The sequence below is a fragment of the Nonomuraea maheshkhaliensis genome (genome assembly GCF_039529435.1).
Lineage (GTDB): Bacteria > Actinomycetota > Actinomycetes > Streptosporangiales > Streptosporangiaceae > Nonomuraea > Nonomuraea maheshkhaliensis.
Map to the genome: position 1 here is coordinate 1 of NZ_BAAAMU010000093.1, position 19,519 is coordinate 19,519.

General features: G+C 71.9%; 16 protein-coding genes and 1 pseudogene. 11 read left to right on the top strand and 6 right to left on the bottom strand.

Annotated features, from left to right (window positions below):
- On the top strand, positions 1-1,061 hold a 1,061-nt coding region (locus tag ABFX54_RS40860; protein WP_346112230.1), incomplete at its 5' end, for a GAF domain-containing sensor histidine kinase.
- Positions 1,062-1,073: 12 nt separating this feature from the next.
- Here the strand turns inward: ABFX54_RS40860 and ABFX54_RS40865 are convergent.
- Positions 1,074-1,916, bottom strand: coding sequence for a M48 family metalloprotease (locus tag ABFX54_RS40865; protein ID WP_346112232.1), 843 nt, complete (start codon positions 1,914-1,916; stop codon positions 1,074-1,076).
- 196 nt (positions 1,917-2,112) lie between these two features.
- Between ABFX54_RS40865 and ABFX54_RS40870 the strand changes: the two genes are divergently transcribed.
- From ABFX54_RS40870 to ABFX54_RS40885, 4 genes are all read left to right on the top strand, one after another.
- Positions 2,113-3,312: an OmpA family protein gene (locus ABFX54_RS40870; RefSeq protein WP_346112233.1), complete on the top strand. Its 1,200-nt coding sequence runs from the start codon at positions 2,113-2,115 to the stop codon at positions 3,310-3,312.
- 143 nt (positions 3,313-3,455) lie between these two features.
- On the top strand, positions 3,456-4,301 hold the full coding sequence (locus tag ABFX54_RS40875) for a shikimate dehydrogenase (protein WP_346112234.1): 846 nt from the start codon (positions 3,456-3,458) through the stop codon (positions 4,299-4,301).
- 39 nt (positions 4,302-4,340) lie between these two features.
- Entirely contained in the window at positions 4,341-6,077 is a 1,737-nt protein-coding gene (locus ABFX54_RS40880) for a bifunctional sugar phosphate isomerase/epimerase/4-hydroxyphenylpyruvate dioxygenase family protein (protein ID WP_346112235.1), read from the top strand.
- Between the two features lie 120 nt (positions 6,078-6,197).
- Positions 6,198-7,517, top strand: a complete 1,320-nt coding sequence (locus tag ABFX54_RS40885) for an MFS transporter (protein WP_346112236.1) — start codon at positions 6,198-6,200, stop codon at positions 7,515-7,517.
- Here the strand turns inward: ABFX54_RS40885 and ABFX54_RS40890 are convergent.
- Entirely contained in the window at positions 7,510-7,884 is a 375-nt protein-coding gene (locus ABFX54_RS40890; protein ID WP_346112237.1) for a nitroreductase family deazaflavin-dependent oxidoreductase, read from the bottom strand. The genes ABFX54_RS40885 and ABFX54_RS40890 overlap by 8 nt on opposite strands.
- Before the next feature lie 119 nt (positions 7,885-8,003).
- Between ABFX54_RS40890 and ABFX54_RS40895 the strand changes: the two genes are divergently transcribed.
- On the top strand, positions 8,004-8,651 hold the full coding sequence (locus tag ABFX54_RS40895) for a TetR/AcrR family transcriptional regulator (protein WP_346112238.1): 648 nt from the start codon (positions 8,004-8,006) through the stop codon (positions 8,649-8,651).
- A gap of 87 nt (positions 8,652-8,738) precedes the next feature.
- On the opposite strand, the gene ABFX54_RS40900 is transcribed toward ABFX54_RS40895, so the two are convergent.
- The gene (locus tag ABFX54_RS40900; protein ID WP_346112240.1) at positions 8,739-9,053 is read right to left on the bottom strand and encodes a hypothetical protein; all 315 of its coding nucleotides are present in this window, start codon (positions 9,051-9,053) and stop codon (positions 8,739-8,741) included.
- A gap of 297 nt (positions 9,054-9,350) precedes the next feature.
- Between ABFX54_RS40900 and ABFX54_RS40905 the strand changes: the two genes are divergently transcribed.
- The 5 genes from ABFX54_RS40905 (at position 9,351) to ABFX54_RS40925 (ending at position 13,897) form a co-directional block, all read left to right on the top strand.
- A complete protein-coding gene (locus ABFX54_RS40905) occupies positions 9,351-9,983 on the top strand; it encodes a cysteine hydrolase family protein (RefSeq protein ID WP_346112241.1) in 633 nt (210 codons plus the stop codon).
- Between the two features lie 135 nt (positions 9,984-10,118).
- Positions 10,119-11,984, top strand: a complete 1,866-nt coding sequence (locus tag ABFX54_RS40910) for an ABC transporter ATP-binding protein (RefSeq protein ID WP_346112242.1) — start codon at positions 10,119-10,121, stop codon at positions 11,982-11,984.
- A gap of 24 nt (positions 11,985-12,008) precedes the next feature.
- Entirely contained in the window at positions 12,009-12,440 is a 432-nt protein-coding gene (locus ABFX54_RS40915; protein ID WP_346112243.1) for a MarR family winged helix-turn-helix transcriptional regulator, read from the top strand.
- A 99-nt stretch (positions 12,441-12,539) separates the two neighbouring features.
- Positions 12,540-13,445, top strand: a complete 906-nt coding sequence (locus ABFX54_RS40920; protein WP_346112244.1) for an LLM class flavin-dependent oxidoreductase — start codon at positions 12,540-12,542, stop codon at positions 13,443-13,445.
- 191 nt (positions 13,446-13,636) lie between these two features.
- Positions 13,637-13,897: a hypothetical protein gene (locus ABFX54_RS40925; protein ID WP_346112245.1), complete on the top strand. Its 261-nt coding sequence runs from the start codon at positions 13,637-13,639 to the stop codon at positions 13,895-13,897.
- A gap of 355 nt (positions 13,898-14,252) precedes the next feature.
- On the opposite strand, the gene ABFX54_RS40930 is transcribed toward ABFX54_RS40925, so the two are convergent.
- The 3 genes and pseudogenes from ABFX54_RS40930 to ABFX54_RS40940 form a co-directional block, all read right to left on the bottom strand.
- On the bottom strand, positions 14,253-16,793 hold the full coding sequence (locus ABFX54_RS40930; protein ID WP_346112247.1) for a beta-galactosidase: 2,541 nt from the start codon (positions 16,791-16,793) through the stop codon (positions 14,253-14,255).
- A 45-nt stretch (positions 16,794-16,838) separates the two neighbouring features.
- Positions 16,839-18,053, bottom strand: a complete 1,215-nt coding sequence (locus ABFX54_RS40935; RefSeq protein ID WP_346112248.1) for an MFS transporter — start codon at positions 18,051-18,053, stop codon at positions 16,839-16,841.
- 299 nt (positions 18,054-18,352) lie between these two features.
- Positions 18,353-19,519 (bottom strand): annotated as a pseudogene (locus ABFX54_RS40940) (hypothetical protein); the annotation flags it as partial.

Consider the following 19,519-nt stretch of genomic DNA (forward strand, 5'->3'; position numbering starts at 1 on the left):
GCCTGCTGTCGGGCGCCGACCCGCGCGAGGTGCTGTCGGTGGTGGCCGCCCGCGCCCACCGCATGAGCGACGCCGACGTCGTCCTGATGCTGCTGCCCGACGCCTCGCGGGAGACGCTCGTGGTGGAGGTCGTCGAGGGGGAGGGCGCGGAGGAGCTGGAGGGGACCTCGATCGAGCTGTCGAGCACGCTCGCGGGCGACGCCTTCACCCGGGGAGAGGTGGTGTCCAGCACTGACCTGCAGACGGGCCCCTATCCCGGCTCGCCGCTGCGGCGGCTCGGCTACGGCCCCGCGCTCGTCGTCCCGCTGGGCGACGCGCCCGCCGTACGCGGGCTGCTGATGCTGGCCAAGCGGAGCGGGCGGCTGCCGTTCACCGGCGCGGCCCAGCAGATGTTGCGGGCGTTCGCCGGTCAGGCGGCGGTCGCGCTGGAGCTGGCCGAGGCGCGGCGGGACGCCGAGCGGCTGGGCCTGCTGGAGGACCGCGACCGGATCGCGCGAGACCTGCACGACGTGGTCATCCAGCGGCTGTTCGCCACCGCGATGACGCTGATGAGCACGGTCCGGCTGGTCGAGCGGCCCGAGGCGGGCAAGAAGCTGCAGCACGCGATCGACGAGCTGGACGAGACGATCCGCCAGATCCGCTCGTCCATCTTCGCCTTGCAGACCTCGTACGACGACACTCCGCCGAGCCTGCGCGGGCAGATCGTGGAGCTGGTGGAGGGGGCGGGCAGCCACCTCGGGTTCATGCCGGGGCTGCGGATGGAGGGCCGGCTCGACACCGAGGTGCCCGAGGCCGCCGCCGAGCACGTGGTGGCGGTGCTGCGCGAGGCGCTGTCCAACGTCGTACGGCACTCGCACGCGACCAGGGCCGAGGTGTCCGTCGAGGTCGCGGGCGGCACCCTCACCCTGATCGTCACCGACAACGGCGTCGGCCTGGGCGAGGGCGGGCGGCGCAGCGGGCTGCGCAACATCGAGGAACGGGCCGCACGGCTGGGCGGCGCGGTGGAGCTGGCGCCCACGAAGGAGGGCGGGACCCGGCTGTGCTGGCGGGTCCCCCTGTGAGGCCGACTGGCCTCAGGTCAGGCGGTTCACCCGTTGGGCGATCGTCGGGTGGCTCGACCACCAGCCGTGCCTGGCGGGCTCGGCGGCCACCAGGCCGACGGCGGGGATCGTCGCCGCGCGCAGGTCGGTGCCGGGGATCCCGCAGCCGCTGATCTTGAGCAGGGTGGCGGCCAGCAGCGCGGGCTGCCCGGTCTGCACGGCCGCGTCGTGGTCGGCGGCCAGCTCTCGGCTGCGGCTCAGCGCCCGCAACGGCAGCCGGGCCAGCACGCTGAACACCCACAGCACGGCGATCCACGAGGCGAAGGAGGCCAGGAAGAACATCACCGGCAGGTCGCGGACCTGCTGGAGGAACGGCACCGGGCGGCTGTGCCTGCGCGCGTACCTGCGGGCGACCCGCATCCCCCAGGCCATGGCGATGGTCAGTGAGCCGGCCAGCGTCATGAAGGCCACGTCGCGGTGGCGGATGTGCGCGACCTCGTGCGCCATGGCCACGGTGAGCTCATCCGGCTCCAGCGTGTCCAGCAGCCCCTGGGTCACCATGACGGTGGTGTGCCGGCGCGAGCGGCCGAGGGTGAAGGCGTTGGGCCGCGGGTCATCGCTGACCGCGACGCGCGGTTTGGGCAGGTCGTTCAAGGCACACAGCCGGTCCAGCACGGCGTGCAGCTCCGGCTGCTCCTCGGGCGAGACGATCCGGGCCCTGGTCGCCTGGCGCGCCATCCACTCGGTCGCCCACCACTGCGGCAGCACCGCCAGCGCCACCGCGACCACCACCACGGGCACGACGATGCCGGACAGCAGCGCCAGCCCGATGGGCACGGCGTAGACGAGCGCCAGCAGCGCCATCGCCACGATCATGCGCGGAACCAGTCCCTGTGCCGAGCGCCGGGCCATCAGTCTCGTCCACCCATCTCCGGGAGATCGCCGTTTTCCTCCAGTGGACCTCTCGCGGCCGGGGAACTCAAGGCCCGTGATCCCTTTTCCGGCTCTATGCGGATTCTGAAGGTGGATGTCCTACCGTCGTGGGTCAACGCGATCCTGTGGGAGATTCAGCATGACGAGAACCCTGCTCGTGACACCGCTGCTCGCGATGGTGCTGGCCGCGTGCGGCGTGGGCGCGACCGGTGGTGGTGGGGAGGAGCGCCAGACGCCGGCGGCGACGGGCTCGGCCGGCACGGTGACCAGCCCGGTGACCAGCCCGGCGACCAGTCCGGCGCAGGCCGGTGAGACGGCGGGCGGTCCTTCGGCGACGCCGACCGGCCCCGAGCCGACGCACTGCCCGAACGGCGAGCTCATCCCCGCCGTGGACAGCCCGGCCGTGCACGCCGACCCCGTGGTCATCCCTGAGGCGAAGGTGGGCGGCACGACCATCCCGGCCGTCACCATCCCCGGCGTGGACATCCCCGCCGTGCACATCCCGGCCCAGTGCACCGAGATCGCCCCGGCCCCCGGCGGCTGCCTCGGCGCCGCGTCGATCCCGCCGGTGTCGATCCCCGCCGTGGAGATCCCAGCGGTCGAGATCCCCGGCGTGAACGCGGGCGGGATCAAGCTCAGCCCGGTCAGGGCCCAGGGCGAGCGAGCGGAGGCCAAGCGCGCCAGTGGCGTCTCGACTCCCGAGGTGTGTCAGGTCAAGCCGAAGAACGGGGGCATCGTCCCGTTCGTGATCCGGCCCTTCATCATCCGGCCGTTCATCATCAGGTCCTTCGTCATCCGGTCGTCCATCATCCGGCCCAGCGCCTGTAACAAGCAGAACGAGTGCCTGCCGGCCGTCGAGGTGCCCGCGGTGGAGGTGCCCGCCGTCGAGGTGCCCGCGGTGGAGATCCCGGCCGCGGAGCTGAAGGCGTACGAGGTGGGCAAGAGCGAGGTGCTGGAGGGAGAGGACTCGATCGCGTTCAGCATCGAGGCCGACGTGCTGTTCGACTTCGACAGCGCCACCGTCAAGCCCGAGGCCGCCGCCGAGCTCGGGCGCGTCGCCCGCGAGATCGGGAAGAAGGCGGGAAAGGACGCGCGGATCGACGTGGACGGGCACACCGACGCCAAGGGTGAGGACGCGCACAACCAGCCGTTGTCGGAGCGGCGGGCGCGGGCGGTCGTCGACTGGCTGGCGGACGAGGGCGGTCTGGACCGGTCGCGGCTGAAGGCGCGGGGATACGGGGAGAGCAAGCCGGTCGCGCCGAACACGAAGGCGGACGGCTCGGACGACCCGGAGGGCCGCGCCAAGAACCGGCGCGTGGTGGTCTCCACCGCGACCTGAGCAGGCGGCCGGCGGCCCCCGCGCGATCGTCGCGCCGGGGGCCGTTCCGTTTCGCCGCCCGTGACGCTTCTGTCTGGTCATGTAACTCACTAGTACGTACATTAGGAGGATGCGCGGTCGTACCCGCTGGAAAGGGAGAAGTGATGGATTCGTTCCTGATCGGACTGATCGGCTCGGGTATCGGCCCCTCCTTGAGCCCGCCCCTGCACGAGCGGGAAGCCGTGCACCACGGGCTGCCCTACGTCTACCGGCTGCTCGACACCGACCGGATGGGCGGCGACGTGGGCGAGCTGATCCGTACGGCGCGCCGGTTCGGCTACGACGGGCTCAACGTCACCCATCCCTGCAAACAGGACGTCATCCCGCACCTGGACGAGCTGTCGCCGGACGCCCGCATGCTCGGCGCGGTCAACACCGTGGTGTTCGACGGCGATCGGACGATCGGCCACAACACGGACTGGACGGGCTTCGCCGAGTCGTTCGCGCGCGGCCTGCCCGACGCGCCCGCCCGCCGGATCGTGCAGCTCGGCGCCGGGGGAGCGGGGGCCGCGGTCGCGCACGCGCTGCTCACGATGGGCGCCGACCGGATCACCGTGGTCGATTCGGAACCGGCACGGGCCCGCACCCTCGCCGGGGAGCTGACCGCCCGCTTCGGGGACGGGCGGGCCCGCCCCGCGCCCGCCGCCGAGCTGCCGCGGCTCCTGGAGCGGGCCGACGGGCTGGTGCACGCGACGCCGACCGGCATGGCCCGGCATCCGGGGATGCCGCTGCCCGCCGGGCTCCTGCATTCCGGCCTGTGGGTGGCCGACATCGTCTACCGGCCGCTGGAGACCGAGCTGCTGCGGCAGGCGCGGGCGGCCGGCTGCCGGACCCTGGACGGTGGCGGCATGGTCGTCTTCCAGGCCGTGCACGCGTTCCGGCTGTTCACGGGCCGGGAACCGGACGCCGAGCGGATGCTCGCACACCTCACCGATCTCATCGCCGTCTGAAGCCCACCTGGAGAAATCACCGTCAAAGGGAGGAAAAGCGTGCGCAAGTCCATCGCCACCGTGTCGGTGAGCGGCACCCTGGTGGAGAAGCTGGAGGCCATCGCGGCCGCGGGGTTCGACGGAGTGGAGATCTTCGAGAACGACCTGCTGGCCTGCCCGCTGCCGCCGGAGGAGATTCGTGCCCGCGCGGCCGATCTCGGCCTCGGCATCGACCTCTACCAGCCCTTCCGCGACTTCGAAGGGGCGCCGGCCGAGCTGCTGGCGGGCAACCTGCGCCGGGCCGAGCACAAGTTCCTGCTCATGGAGCGCCTCGGCGCCGATCTGCTGCTGCTCTGCTCGAACGTCTCGCCCGCGGCCGTCCCCGACGACGACGTGGCGGCCGGGCACCTGCGGCTGCTGGCCGAGCGGGCCGCCGAGCACGGCATCCGCGTCGCCTACGAGGCGCTGGCCTGGGGCCGGCACGTCAACGAGTACCTGCACGCCTGGCGCCTCGTCCGGCTGGCCGACCACCCCGGCCTGGGCGTGTGCCTGGACAGCTTCCACATCCTGTCGCGGGGCTCCGACCCGATCGGCATCGAGGCCATCCCGGGGGAGAAGATCTTCTTCCTGCAGCTCGCCGACGCGCCGCGGCTGGCCATGGACGTGCTGCCGTGGAGCCGCCACTATCGCTGCTTCCCCGGTCAGGGCACGTTCGACCTGGCCGGGCTGCTCGCCGGCGTGCGGCGCGCGGGCTACGCCGGGCCGCTGTCGCTTGAGGTGTTCAACGACGTCTTCCGCCAGGCGGCGGCGGAACGCACCGCTCTGGACGGCATGCGCTCGCTCATCGCCCTGGAACGGGAGGTGGCGGGCGCGGCCCATCCGGCCCTGCCCGCCGGGTTCGCCTTCGCCGAACTGGCCGGCCCCGCCGGGCTCGGCGGGCTTCCCGCGGCGCTCGGCTTCACCCGTACGGGGACCCATCCCGGCAAACCGGTGGAGCTGTGGGAACAGGGCGGGGCGCGGCTGCTGGTCAACGCCACGGGGGCGGAGCCCGCGCTCGTCGCCGTCGGCCTGGACAGCCCCGACCCCGCCGGAGCCGCCCGGCACGCGGAGTCTCTGCTGTCGCCGATCCTGCCGCGCGCGCGTACGCCCGATGAGGCGGAGCTGAACGCCGTGGCCGCGCCGGACGGCACCGAGATCTTCTTCTGCGACGACGGCTGGCTCGCCGACTTCACCCCCTCCCGGCCGTACGCGGAGCAGCCGGGCCACATCACCGGCATCGACCACGTCGCGCTCACCCAGCCGCGGCACCACTTCGACGAGGCGGCGCTGTTCTACCGCAGCGTGCTCGGGCTCCGGCCGCAGCAGAGCCTGGAGGTGCCCGACCCGTACGGCCTGCTGCGCAGCAAGGCGATGTCGAGCCCCGGCGGCGAGGTGCGCGTCGTGGTGAACGTCGCCCAGGTCGGCGCCGACCACCTCCCGTGGCAGCACGTGGCGCTGGCCTGCGACGACGTGGTGGCCGTGGCCCGCAGGCTGCGGAAGGAGCATCCAGGGCTGCTGCTGCCGATCCCCGGCAACTACTACGACGACCTGGACGCCCGATGGGAGGTCGATCCCGAGCTGCGCGGCCTCGGCGTCCTCTACGACCGGGACGAGCGCGGCGGCGAGTTCCTGCACCTCTACACCGTCACCGCGGGCCGGGTCTTCTTCGAGCTGGTCCAGCGGATCGGCGGCTACCAGGGGTACGGCGCCGGCAACGCCGCCGTCCGGCTGGCGGCTCAGCACGCGGGACCTCGCTGAGGCGGCGTGTGCGTGGCCGGAACGTCCGAAACGCGGTCGGCACCCTTGTAACGTACGAACCAGTGAGTTAGTTTCGCTGGAAGCATCACCCCCCTCGAATCCCCCTGTGAGGAGCGAATCGTGACCGTGCCCGGCAAACCTCGGAAAGCGGCCGTCGCTGCCTGGATCGGCAGCGCGCTGGAGTACTACGACTTCTTCATCTACGGCACCGCCGCCGCGCTGGTCTTCAACCGGATCTTCTTCCCCTCCTCCTCGCCCGCCACGGGGACCCTGCTCGCCCTGGCCACCTTCGGGGTCGGCTACCTGGCCAGGCCCGTGGGCGCCTTCGTGCTCGGGCACGTGGGGGACAAGTTCGGCCGCAAGCGGGTGCTGGTCACCACGCTCGTGCTGATGGGCGCGTCGACGTTCCTGGTCGGCTGCCTGCCCACGTACGACGAGATCGGGGTGGCGGCGCCGATCCTGCTCGTGGCGCTCCGCCTGCTGCAGGGCTTCTCCGTCTCCGGGGAGCAGGCGGGCGCGAACGCGATGACGCTGGAGCACGCGCCGGAGGACCGCCGGGGCTATTACACCAGCTTCACCCTGAACGGCACGCAGGCCGGCCAGATCATCGCCACCGCGATCTTCCTGCCGGTCGCCGCCCTGCCCGAGGAGCAGTTGCTGAGCTGGGGCTGGCGGGTGCCGTTCTGGCTGAGCGTGGTGGTCGCGGCGGCCGGGGTGATCATCAGGCGCACGCTGGAGGAGACTCCCGAGTTCGAGCGGGAGGTCGCCACCGACACCGTGGCGAAGATGCCGCTGGCGGTGCTCTTCCGCGAGCAGTGGCGTGACGTGCTGCGCGTCGTCGTCGCCGCGGTCATCGCCTCCGTGAGCACGATCTTCACCGTGCACGCGCTGTCGTACGCGGTCAACACCATGGGCCTGGAACGCACGCCGATGTTGTGGGTGGGGGTGCTGGCCAACATCGCCGCGCTGATCTCCATCCCGCTGTGGGGCAGGCTGTCGGACCGGGTGGGCCGCAAGCCGGTCCTCATCGGCGGCTCACTGGGCAGCGCGGTGCTGATGTTCGGCTACCTGTGGTCGATCTACACCGGCGACCTCCTGCTGATCTTCGTCGCGGGCATCGCGCTGTTCGGCATCGTCTACAGCGCCGTCAACGCGGTCTGGCCGTCGTTCTACGGGGAGATGTTCACCACCCGGGTACGCCTGTCGGGCATGGCGATCGGCACCCAGATCGGCTTCGCCATCGCCGGGTTCGGGCCCACTGTGGCCACCGCCGTGGCGGGTACCGGCCCGGAGAGCTGGCTCGGCGTCTCGATCATCACCGCGGTGCTGTGCCTGGTCAACGTGGCCGCGGTCGCGACCGGGCGGGAGACGTACCAGGTGCCGACCGCCAGGCTCGGGCTGCCGCAGGAAGTCGGGGCCGGGCGGCGGGACGTCAGCTAGCGGCCAGGTCCATCCGCAGGAACTCCGTGATGCGCAGCACCCGCACCGGGCGGCGCGACCGGGTGGGCAGCGCCTCCAACGCCTCGTCCCTGCCGACGACGCGGGGGGCGGTGAGCTCCACCTCCTTGCCGTCCACCAGGAGTCGCGCGCTGCCCGCCGCCAGGATGTTGCGCACCCAGTCGGAGCGCGACCCGTACACGAGGATGAACAGGTAGCCGCCGGGGACGGGAAAGGCGTCGAGCGGCGTGTGGTAGGTGCGGCCGGAGGCGCGGCCGACGTGCGTCAGCACGGGCGACTTCCCCTGGGCGAGCGTGAGCGGGTTGAACACCCGCTTGTTCACGTGACCCCACCATAACGGCATCGGCATCGCGGACTCCTCTCGGCTGGCGTGCTCCGGCACGGAGACTTACGCTTGTAAGGTGACTTACTACCGTAAGGCTGACTTACACTCGTAAGGTTGTCAACCGTCACAGCTCCGGAGTTCTCGTGTCACCAGCGCGGCCGCTCAGCAGGGACCTCGTGCTGGAGGCCGCGGTCCGGGTCGCCGATCGCGGCGGCATCGAGGCCGTCACCATGCGGCGGGTGGCGCAGGAGCTGGGCGTGGAGGCGATGTCGCTCTACCACCACGTGCCCAGCAAGGACGCCATCCTCGACGGCGTGGTGGACGTGGTCTTCACGGAGATCGAGCTGCCTCCCGCCGGGTGCGACGACTGGCGCGACGCGATCCGCGTGCGCGCCGGGTCGGCCCGCGCGGTCCTGGTGCGGCACACCTGGGCGCTCGGCCTTGTCGACTCCCGCCGCAATCCGGGCCTGGCGACGCTGCGTCATCACAACGCCGTCCTCGGGGTTCTGCGCGAGGCGGGGTTCAGCCTGCCGATGGCGGCGCACGCCATCTCGATCATCGACAGCTACGTGGCCGGATTCGTGCTTCAGGAGGCGAACCTGCCGCTGAGCACGCCCGACGAGGTCGAGGACGTGGCCGGCGGCATCCTCGCCGAGTTGCCGGTGGAGGAGCTGCCGTACCTCGCGGAGATGATCGTCGATCATGCCCTGCGGCCGGGCTACGACTACGGTGACGAGTTCGGCTGGGGCCTGGATCTGATCCTCGACGGGCTCGAAGCCCGCAGGAAGTGAGGCGCGCGGTTCTTCCCGCGGCTCAGGGTCTTCCCGTGGCTCAGGGCCTGCTCGACGGCGGCGCGGACAGGGGAGCCCGGTCTGGGGTCACGCCGCCTTCGCTGGGTGCCGCCGCTGGTGCGGGTGACGGCGATGCGGGCAGGACGGCGTCGCGCCGGCACGTCCGCGGGTCCCGGGGGCCTCGGCGGCGGGGGCCATGGGCCCGGCGGCAGGGGTCGCGGGCTCGGCCGACGGCGGGAGGTCGTCGGGTACGGCGAGCACCGGTCTGATCCGGATCTCGGCGATCTCCGGGGCGGGCGCGGGCGGCTGGGCCGGGGCCGCGGGCAGCAGCACCTCCTCCAGCCGCTGCATGAGCATCAGTCCGGCCAGGAGAAGCAGGGGGAGAGCCAGGACGGCCAGCATTCCAACGAACCTTCCAATGTCACTGTGAGCCAAGTCGCTTGCTGCCGACACTGCCCGGGACTTCGCCCGCTATGCGCAGGACCGCCGATCCGCCGCGGGTCAAGGGGCCGCGCGTCACCCACATCGGCAAGCGATTGTCCCATACCTGCATGAAGCGCGTGTCGCAGAATCCGCCGCGCTCCTCCCGTTCGCTCGTTTTGCCAGGTCGCGATGGGTGAGGGTGGGTATATCGGCAGCAGGAGCGGACCCCATATGGGCAGCTTTCCGCTTCTTCGTCCGGAATTGAGGGGGAACGTCATGACCAGCGCCTACGGCCCAGGCAGCACGGCGGTGCTGCTGGTCGACCCGTACAACGACTTCCTCTCCGAGGGCGGCAAGCTCTGGCCCCGGCTGCGGCCCGTGGCGGAGGCGGTCGGGCTGGTGGACCACCTGCGCGCCGTGCTCGCCACCGCGCGCGGGGCCGGCATGCGGGTCATGTACGTCCCGCACCGCCGCTGGCGGCCGGGCGACTACGACACCTGGGACCATCCGAACCCGACCCAGCGCGGCATCCAGGAACGGCACTCCTTCGAGTACGGCACCTGGGGCGGGGAGTTCCACCAGGACCTCCAGCCGCACCCCGAGGACATCGTGGTCCACGAGCACTGGGCGCAGAGCGGCTTCGCCAACACCGACCTGGACTTCCAGCTCAAGCAGCACCACGTCACCCACGTGGTGCTCATCGGCGTGCTGGCCAACACCTGCCTCGAATCCACCGGCCGCTTCGCCATGGAGCTCGGCTACCACGTGACGCTGGTCCGCGACGCCACCGCCGCGTTCCAGCCCGAGATGATGCACGCCGCGCACCACCTGAACGGCCCCACCTTCGCGCACGCCATCCTCACCACCGGGGAGCTCGTCACCGCGTTCGCGGGCGACACCGCCGGCTGAACCCACCCGCCGGCCGCTCGCCGGCCTCCTGGCCGCCGCCCGCCGGCGCCTTGCGCGCGGCGGAAAAATCATTGGCTGTCCGGGCACGCCCTGCGGCAGCATGGCCACGGTGGGTCGCGGCGTTCGGGAGGGCCGATGTCTGTGCTCGAATCAGGGGAGGGCTCAGGAGAAGGCCCGTCCGTACGGAAATCAGCGGTGCTGCTGGTCCTGCGTCATTACGGCGGGGAGCTGAGGCGTCAGTGGCGCGTCTCGGTGCCCGCGCTGACGCTGCCGGCGCTGGGCAACGTCTGCCTGTTCTATCTGGCGCCGCTCGCGGTGGCCGGGCTCGTCGGGCATCTGGCCGCGGGCGGCGACGGCTCCGTCATGGCGCTGCTGCCGTACGTGCTCGGTTTCGGCGCGCTCCTGCTGGCCGGCGAGACGCTGTGGCGCATCGGCCTGCACTTCCTCAACCGCACCGACGCCAGGGGCATCGAGCGGCTCGGCGTGATCGGCATGGACGAGCTGCTGGTCAAGGACACCGCGTTCTTCCACGACAACTTCGCCGGCTCGCTGACGAAGCGGGTGCTGGGCTTCTCCAGCAGGTTCGAGGAATTCGTCGACACGCTGACGTTCTCGATCATGGCCAAGCTGGTGCCGCTGATCTTCGCCTCGGTGGTGCTCTGGCAGTACCATCCGCTGCTGGTCATCGTGCTCCTGGGCCTCATCCTGCTCACCGGCTTCCTCGTCGCCCCGCTCATCCGCCGCCGCCAGGCGCTGGTGGAGCGGCGCGAGGCCGCCAAGGTGCGCGTGTCGGGCCACGTCGCCGACGTGCTGTCCAACATGGACACGGTCCGCGCGTTCGCCGCCGAACGCCGCGAGGCGAGCGAGCACCGGGAGCGGATCGCCGAGCAGCGCCGGCTGTCGCTGCGCTCGTGGGACTACGGCAACCTGCGGGTCGACACCGTCGTGGCCCCGCTGGCGGTCCTCACCAGCGCCGTCGGCCTGCTGCTGGCCGTGGCGCTCAGGGGCGGCCTTGGCGTGGAGGCCATCGTGGTGACGTTCACCTACTACTCGAACACGATCAACATCATGTTCGAGTTCAACCAGATCTACCGGCGGCTGGAGAGCACGCTCACCGAGGCGGCCCAGTTCACCGAGCTGTTGCTGGAGCCGCCGACCGTGGTCGACCCCGCCGACCCGCAGCCGCTGCGCCCGGCCGACGCGGGCATCCGCTTCGAGCGGGTGAGATTCGCCTACGGCGACGGCCCGCCGCTCTTCGACGGGCTCGACCTCGACATCCCCAGCGGCACCAAGATCGGGCTGGTCGGCCAGTCGGGCGGCGGCAAGAGCACCCTCACCCGGCTGCTGCTGCGCCTCATGGACATCGACGGTGGCCGGATCCTGATCGGCGGCCAGGACATCGCCCGCCTGCGCCAGGCCGACCTGCGCAGTCTGATCGCGTACGTGCCGCAGGAGCCGGCCATGTTCCACCGGTCGATCCGCGACAACATCGGCTTCGCCAGGCCCGGCGCCACCGATGCCGAGATCCTCCGGGCGGCGCGGGCGGCGCACGTCACCGAGTTCGCCGAGTCCCTGCCCGACGGCTTCGACACCCTGGTCGGCGAGCGCGGCGTCAAGCTCTCCGGCGGCCAGCGGCAACGACTCGCCCTCGCGCGGGCCATCCTGCGCGAGGCGCCGATCCTGCTGCTGGACGAGGCGACCAGCGCACTCGACTCCGAGAGCGAGCTCCTGGTCCAGGAGGCCCTGTGGCACCTCATGCGCGACCGGACCGCGCTCGTCGTCGCCCACCGGCTGAGCACCGTCGTCCGGATGGACCGGCTGATCGTGCTCAACCGGGGGCGGATCGTGGAGCAGGGCACCCACAGTGAGCTGCTGGAGGCCGACGGGCCCTACGCCCGGCTCTGGCGGCACCAGTCGGGCGGCTTCCTGATCGACGACGACCTCGACGCCGACCCCGCCGGAGCGGCCGGCACAGCCACCGCGGACGCCGTACGCGGCTGACCGGCCGGCACGGACGCCGGGCCGGTGAGCGCGCTGGTGCGGGCCACGTTCCTGGTGAACGCCGTGTACGCGGCCTCCGCCCGCGAATACGGCCTCACCCAGCAGCAGGGGCAGCTGCTGTGCGTGCTGATGGCGCAGCCGTACGGGATGAGCGAGCTGGGCGCGGTGCTCGGGCTGGCGAAGTCGAGCCTGACCGGGCTGGTCGATCGCAGCGAACGCAACGGCCTGGTCCAGCGCAGACCGGACCCGCAGGACTCCCGCGCCGTGCGGGTGGCGCTCACCCGGCGGGGCGCCAAGGTGGCCGAGGGCTTCCACGCCGAGACCTCCCACCGGGTCGAGGAGCTGATCGCGGGCTTCGGGCCGGCGGAGCACGACACGCTCGCCGCCCTGCTCGGCCGGGTCGTGGCCGAGAACAAGGTGCCCACGGTCTTCCTGGAGCCGGAGCGGGCCGGCTGACTTGCAGTTCGTACTACGAATCAATATGGTTCGTAGCGCGAACTCAAAGTGACGAGGCGATCGACTGCCTATGGTCGCGCACGGGGGAAAGGCAGAACAATGTCCGCACATGACGTCGTCTTCGGTTTCGGCGCGCATCCCGGCATCGACGACATACCCGGGCTGCTGCGCACGGTCCAGCAGGCCGACCGCGACGGGCTCGACCACTTCAGCGTGGCCGACCACCCCTATCTCGGCGGGCGCCTCGACGCCTACGCCACGCTCGGCTTCGTCCTCGGGAGCACGCGGCACATCGCCGGCCTGGTCAACGTCACCAACGTGCCGACCCGGCCGCCGGCCATGCTGGCCAGGACGGTGACGTCCCTGTCGGCGCTGTCGGGCGGCCGGGTCGTGCTGGGCGTGGGCGCGGGCGGGCTGTGGGACCGCATCGCCGACATGGGCGTGCCCCGGCTGTCGCCCGGCGCCGCCGTGGACGCGTTCGAGGAGGCGATCACGCTGGTCAAGCTGCTGTCGGGCGGCGGCGCGCCGGTCACCTTCGAAGGCGCCCACTACCAGGTGCGCCAGATCGAGCCCGCCCCCGTCGCCGCGCCGCCCGTGTGGACCGGGTCGGTCGGCCCCAAGTCGCTGGCCGCCACCGGCCGCGTGGCCGACGGCTGGATCCCCGGCCACGCGGCCGACTGGCTGAGCGAGCGTTACCGCACCTCCCGGCCGATCATCGACGAGGCCGCGGCGGCGGCCGGCGGCGGCCCCGGCGAGATCCGTACGATCTACAACCTTCCCGGCCGGATCACCGACCGGCCGCTGCCCGCCACGCGCGGCGACGACGGCCGCTGGCTCGGCGGCTCGGCCGCGCAGTGGATCGAGGAACTGACCGGGGCGGTGCTGGAACACGGCGCGTCCGGTTTCACGCTTTTCTCCGCCGAGAATGGCGCTGCGGACGACACCGTACTGGCCCGCTGGGCCCAGGAGATCGCCCCGGCCGTACGCGAGGCGGTCACGAAGTAGGCCGGCTTCCCGCGTAATATGAGGTCTCCTCATTCGCCGGGCCCGTTGTGAAACATGGGGTCGCGTGGATTCGTTTTCTAGATCCGGATGATATTGGGCGCGAAATCGATGTGCCGAGCGCGTACAAGTACATAGAGCGGAATCAATCGGCTTCCTATCGTGAGCAGCAATCTCCACGAAAGGAAGAGGTCATGCGAAAGATCCTCGCGGGCGGCGTCCTCGCCGCTTCTTTGGCACTCTCCGGTCTTGCCACCGCAGCCCCCGCCCAGGCGAGCACCACCACGACCGGGGTCACCTCGGTCAGTGACAGCGCCGGCTGCAAGCACGGCTACTACTGGCACAAGCACTGGTACAAGAAGTGGTACAAGAAGGGTCACTGGTGGAAGGGCCACTACCACAAGAAGGGCCACTACCACTCCTACTACAAGTGGCACTGCCACAAGAAGGGCTAAAGACCGCTGAAAAAGGGCCCACCGGCGTCCAGCCGGTGGGCCCTTTTCGCTGAGTCAGCGTCTCGCATGCGTCACAGCAATCTTCTTCACCTAGCGGCGGCGACGCCTGCGGCGTGCGCTCCTGCTGGAGTCGGAGTCTCCGCTGCCTCCACCCGGAATCGGGTAGGGCTTGCGTGACTGCTGCACGCTTGTCAGTCCGAGATAATGTAGCAACGACATGAGTTTCCCCCGATTGGATCATGTGCCGATCGCTCTTACGAACCGGTACTGCTTCGTTGTCGACATCTGTGCAAACCAGTCCCCCATAACGATGCTTCCCCGGTAGGCCCTTCTGGGCGAATTCTCGCCCTGCCTTTTACCAGTCGTGTACCCGCCCGAGGGGTGACCCGGCCGGGAGCACGGCCCGCGGCAGCCGAACCAGGCTGACGGAACGCAGCTCCAGCACGCTGCCGCCGGGGTATGCCGCAGGGCGGGCCTGGGGTGAGACGTACACGGGGGCGTCCTCGCGCAGCGGCAGCAGCCGCAGTTCCAGGCCGCCGTGTTCCCTGAGCGGTTCGCGGAATCTGCGCAGGCCGATCTCCCAGACGGGCCCGTGCCAGAACTGGTCGGCCACGAGGCGGCCGCCGAGGTAGGCCCGCCCGACGTCGCCGATCCAGTCCAGCCGCAACAGCACCTCGTCCTCCGCGCCGGAGTCTGTGGCCTCCTTGGCGAACGCCTCCTCGGGGATGGTGATCCGGTAGACGGCGGCCTGGTCGAAGTCGGCATCGGTGGGCGCGGAGGCCCGTCCTGAGGCGGCGTCCACGACCGGCTGCCGGGCCGGGCCCGCCGGTGCGACCAGCTCCACCTTGACCTGGGGCATCGGCTCGGGCGAGGGGGCGGGCAGCGGCAGGACCGCGAACACGCCGTCGGTCTCGGTGGCGGTCTCGGTGGCGGTCTCGGTGGCGGTCTCGGTGGCGGACTCGGGGGCGGGGAAGATCCGGACCTCGTCGGCTTCGCCGTAGCAGGTCAGGCTTCCGCCGTCGATGACCGCCGGGCCGTCGCTCAGCACGAGCCGATCGGCGTTCCAGAGCCGGCCCCGGGTGGCGGTGAGGGCGCCGGCGGCGTCCAGCACGAGGACAGACGCCCGGCCCCCGGAGGCGTCGCTCACCCGCACCAGACACCCGAGCCCTGGCCGCAGCCCCGTGACCACAAGCCGGTCGCCTTCCCGGCACGCGGTCGCGGGACCCTCGTCCCTGGTCGCTGTCGCGGGATTCGCGGCTCCGGTCCCGGGCGCGGGTTCCGGGGCTCTGGTCGCGGTCGCGGAGTCCCCGTCCCCGTCCCCAGTCGCCGGGCCCTCGATCGCGGTCACCGTCGCGGCGTCGAAGACCAGCTCGACCGGGATCCCCGCCGTCTGCGTGAACACGTGCACAGGCTCCTCGGCGTCGATCACGCACACGGGCTGCGCAGTGGCCGTCAGCAGCAGGCTCCGTCCGACGGGCCGGGCGAGCGGCCAGGCGAAGTACGCGCCGGACGGCACCGTCACCGGCTCGCTCGGGACGACGAGCTCGCGCCCGTCCAGCTCGACGGCGAATTGGACGCCGTCATGGGTGGGCAGCGTCTCGACGGGCTGGTGGTTGTTGACGAACAGGAAGCCCGAACGGCCGTCGGAGCGCACGCACCAGCGCAGCGTCTCCCGGTCGGCGGTGTCGGCGGGCGCGCCGGGCGGCATGGTCAGCGTCATGGTCGCCAGATCGGGCCCGTCCGTGGCCAGCCACAGGTGCTGCAGCCGCAGGTGGCGGTAGGAGTCGCGGAACTGGCCGTACTCTCCGAGCGGGGCCTGGAAGTCGTAGTTGATCACCGGGCAGTCGTTCGGATAGCCGGTGGCGTGCGACTCCTGGAGGGTGGACAGCTCGCCGATCTTCTGCGAGGCGCCGTGGTACATGTAGTAGCCCTGCCACACCGAGCCGCTGCCCAGCTTGACCAGCGCGAGCGCGGCGATGTCGGCGGCCGTCACGACGGGACGGCGGTGGTAGGAGGTGTACATGCCGCCGCCCAGCTCGCAGGTGGCGAACGGGTAGCGCGCCAGGTGGCTCTCGTCCGAGCCGGCCGCCTCGGTGGTGCGCAGGTCGGCGCCGATGGAGTCGTCGTCGCGGCCCGGGCCGAAGAAGTAGTGGGCCCGGCTCTGGCGCGGCCAGCCGTCGTGGGCGGTGTCCCACGCGGCCTCGGGATAGCCGCCGAACAGCGGGATCAGCTCGTCCGCAGGAAGCCGCGCGTGGCCCCAGCCGGTGGCCGTCCACAGGGGCGCGTCGATGCCCGCCGCCCTGGCCAGGCGTTTGAGCGTGCGAAGGTGTTCCGGCTGGTCGTACAGCTCGTTCTCGATCTGCACCGCCACCACCGGGCCGCCGTCCGCCCGGGTCAGCCCCGCGAGCCGGCCGCCGATCTGCTCGAACAGCGGCCGCACCAGCGCGAGGTAACGGGGGTCGTCGGTACGCGGCACGCAGTCCGCCGCGAGCACCCAGTCGGGGAAGCCGCCATTGCGTGACTCCCCGTGCCCCCATGGGCCGATCCGCACCACCACGTCCAGGCCCAGCTCGGCGCAGGTGGTCACGAACCGCCGCAGATCGCGGTCGCCGCTCCAGTCGAAGACGCCTCGGCGTTCCTCGTGCAGGTTCCAGAAGACATACGCGGCGACCACGCCCACGCCGCCGGCCCGTACCTTGAGCAACTCCTCGCGCCACTCGGCGGCGGGGTAGCGGCCGTAGTGGAACTCGCCCATCACGGGGAACCACGGCCGGCCCGCCCGGCTCAGATGGCGCGAGTTCACCGCGATCGCGTCGGGATGATCGGGCGGATCGCCGAGCTGTAGAGGCCTCTCCAGGGGCGGAGGTACGTGCCCCGGCACAGTCAGTCGCCGCATGGGCGCACCTCTCCTCAGACAAACTGGCGGAAATACTACTGAAGCTCACAGCGCGGGGCGGCGCAGGAGCCGGTCGCGCCCCCGGCCGCGCAGCGCGACCGCTGCCACCAGGGCGGACGCGCCGACGCCGGTCAGCGCCGCCGTCGCACCCGCCGGGCCCAGGTCGAAGAGCTGCCCGATCACCAGTTCGCCCGCGAAGGAGAACATCCCGGCGCAGAACGCCAGCACCCCGTAGTACGAGCCGAACCGCTCGGCCGGGGCGTGCCGGGTGACGCGCTGGAAGATCGACGGCTGGATGAGCCCGTTCGCCACCCCGTTCAGCACGGCGGCGATCATGAGCGGGCCCGGCTGCGTACCGTCCAGTGAGGCCAGCACGAAGAACGCCGCGGCCGCGCAGCACAGGCCGGCGCGCAGCACCCACGGACGTTCGCCCCGCCGGCCCGCCGCCACGAACGGCTGCGCCGCGGCGGCGACGGCGGCCAGGACGCAGAAGCACAGCGTCGCCGCGCCGGGCGCGAAGCCGAGCAGTGGCACGGCCGTCATGATGTGGTTGGCCAGCAGCGTCGTGGGCGCGGTCAGCAGCGCGAAGAGCAGGAACGAGCGGTCGCCGAGCACCGCCCGCACCCCGGCGGCCACCCCGCTGAACGCCGGCGGCGCGGGTTCGGGCCGGTCCTTGGGCAGGAGCAGGAACAGCCCGCAGGAGATCGTCCACATGGCGGAGGCGGCCACGGCCAGCAGCGCGAACCCGGGCCCCGCGGCGAGCAGCAGCAGCCCCACGGGCGGGCCCGCGACCGTCGCGACGTGCTGGGCGGTGACGTACGCGGCGAAGCCCCCGGCCCGGTGCGCCGGCCCGGCGCCGGCCAGCAGCGTCTGGGCCGCCGGGTTGTAGAGCGCGCCGCCCACCGCGATGACGACGGCCGCGCACAGCAGCGTGCTCACCTCGCCCGCCGTTCCGAGCAGCCCGAAACCCAGTGCCCGCAGCAGGCACGCGATCACCCCGGTACGGCGCGCGCCGAGCCGGTCGGTGAGCACGCCGATCGGCAGCAGGAGCGCGAATTGCAGCCCGGTACGCAGCCCGAGCACCAGCCCCACCGTGCCGGCCAGCAGACCGAGATCGTGCCGGAGGTGCGCGACCAGGTGCGCCATCACCGAGAAGAAGCCCAGGGAGGCGGAGAGCTGGATCACGACCACCGTGACGACCACCCGGCGGCCGGAGACGTCCTGGAGGGGCGGGGGAGAGGCGGGTGCGGTGACGGTCACGGGAGTGAGCACACCAGAGAACGATCCGGCCGGTCCAATATCGGTACGCCCCACGACCGATACCCGAAACCATATCGACCGCCCATCCCCGCAGGCCGACGCCCTTCCAACCGCACCGCCCGGCCCGCACCGCCCGGCCCGCATCGCCCAGGGCCGCATCATCCCCCTGGAGGCGGGACGTCGCGCGGGAGACGAGGGAGGTGGCGCGCGTCGGACGGGTGATGCCGAGGGCTGGAAGCGTTTCACCTGGTTGGCGGTGACCCCGTCCCGATGCCGGGATCGCGCAGGTCGGAGCAGGGTCAGGGCGCTGTGTCGGTCCAGCCGTGCGTGTCGGCGATCACGTTCGCGTCGGCGTGGCTGATCCGGTACGGCTCGGCGAAGTCGACAGGAGCCGTCTTCAAGTGTGCGCGGTCGAAGGCGACCGAGACGCTCGCCCCCGAGATCACCGGCTTGGCCTCGATGGGGCCGGTCGCCGGCGTCCACTCGGCGCTCCACGCGCCGTCGCGGCCGGTGAAGGACAGCACGAAGGTCTTGCCGTCCTGCTCGATGGAGACCGCCCACCGGCTCTGGCTCTTCCCTCCGGACGGAGCCTTCGCCGGGATGGGACCGGCCGTGACGAACGCCAGTGTGACGCCGTCCTGGCCGCCGTTCGCCGCCGCCACCAGAAGGTCCGCGTACGGAGGCGCCTCGCCCGAGTCCGGCCCGCCCTTCACGTCCCCGCGTACGTCCTTCAACGCCGCGCTGCGGAAAGCCGGCTCGGGGATCGAGCACGTGAGATCGGCCCGCGTGGTCCGGTCCGGCGTGACCCGAGCCGTCGTCGAACACGTCTTGCCGGCCACGGCCGTCTGGAGCCGGTAACCGCCCCGGGGCAGCGAGAAGCGGAACCCGCGCCGGTCGGCGCGCCGGCTCGCCACCCGCTTGCCCTTGCCGGTGAAGACGTCGACCTGTCCGGGCTGGTAACCCTCCTGTCCCGGATCGCCGGAGGACGGCCCGCCGCTGTGCACGATGCCCCCGACCAGCACGCCCGCGGCCGGGGGAGACGGGTCCTCGGAGGGGACGATCTCCGGGGTGGTCTTGACGGGGGCGGGGGTCGTCGGCTTGTCCCGGGGCTTGTCCTCGTCGTCCCGCGTGTGGGTGAGGAGGTCCGGCGACGGGTCGGCGGCGATCGGCGGTGTCGGGCCGGCCTGCGCCCGGGACGCCGACGACTCCGGTGGACCGGTGCCCAGCAGGTTCCAGGCCGCCGTTGCCGCGACGGCCGTGGCGACGAACCCGGCTCCCACGCCCAGCGCCCAGCGCCGTCCGCGCCGCCCACCGGCCGGGGCGGAAACAGTGGCCCGCCCCGTACCCATCCCGGAGCCCGCCGCGCCACCAGCCGCGCCACCAGCCGCGGCCCGCCCGCCGGCCTCCGGACCGCCACTCGAACCGGCCCGTTTGCCTGCCGTCGGTCCCTCACCCGAGCCGGCTCG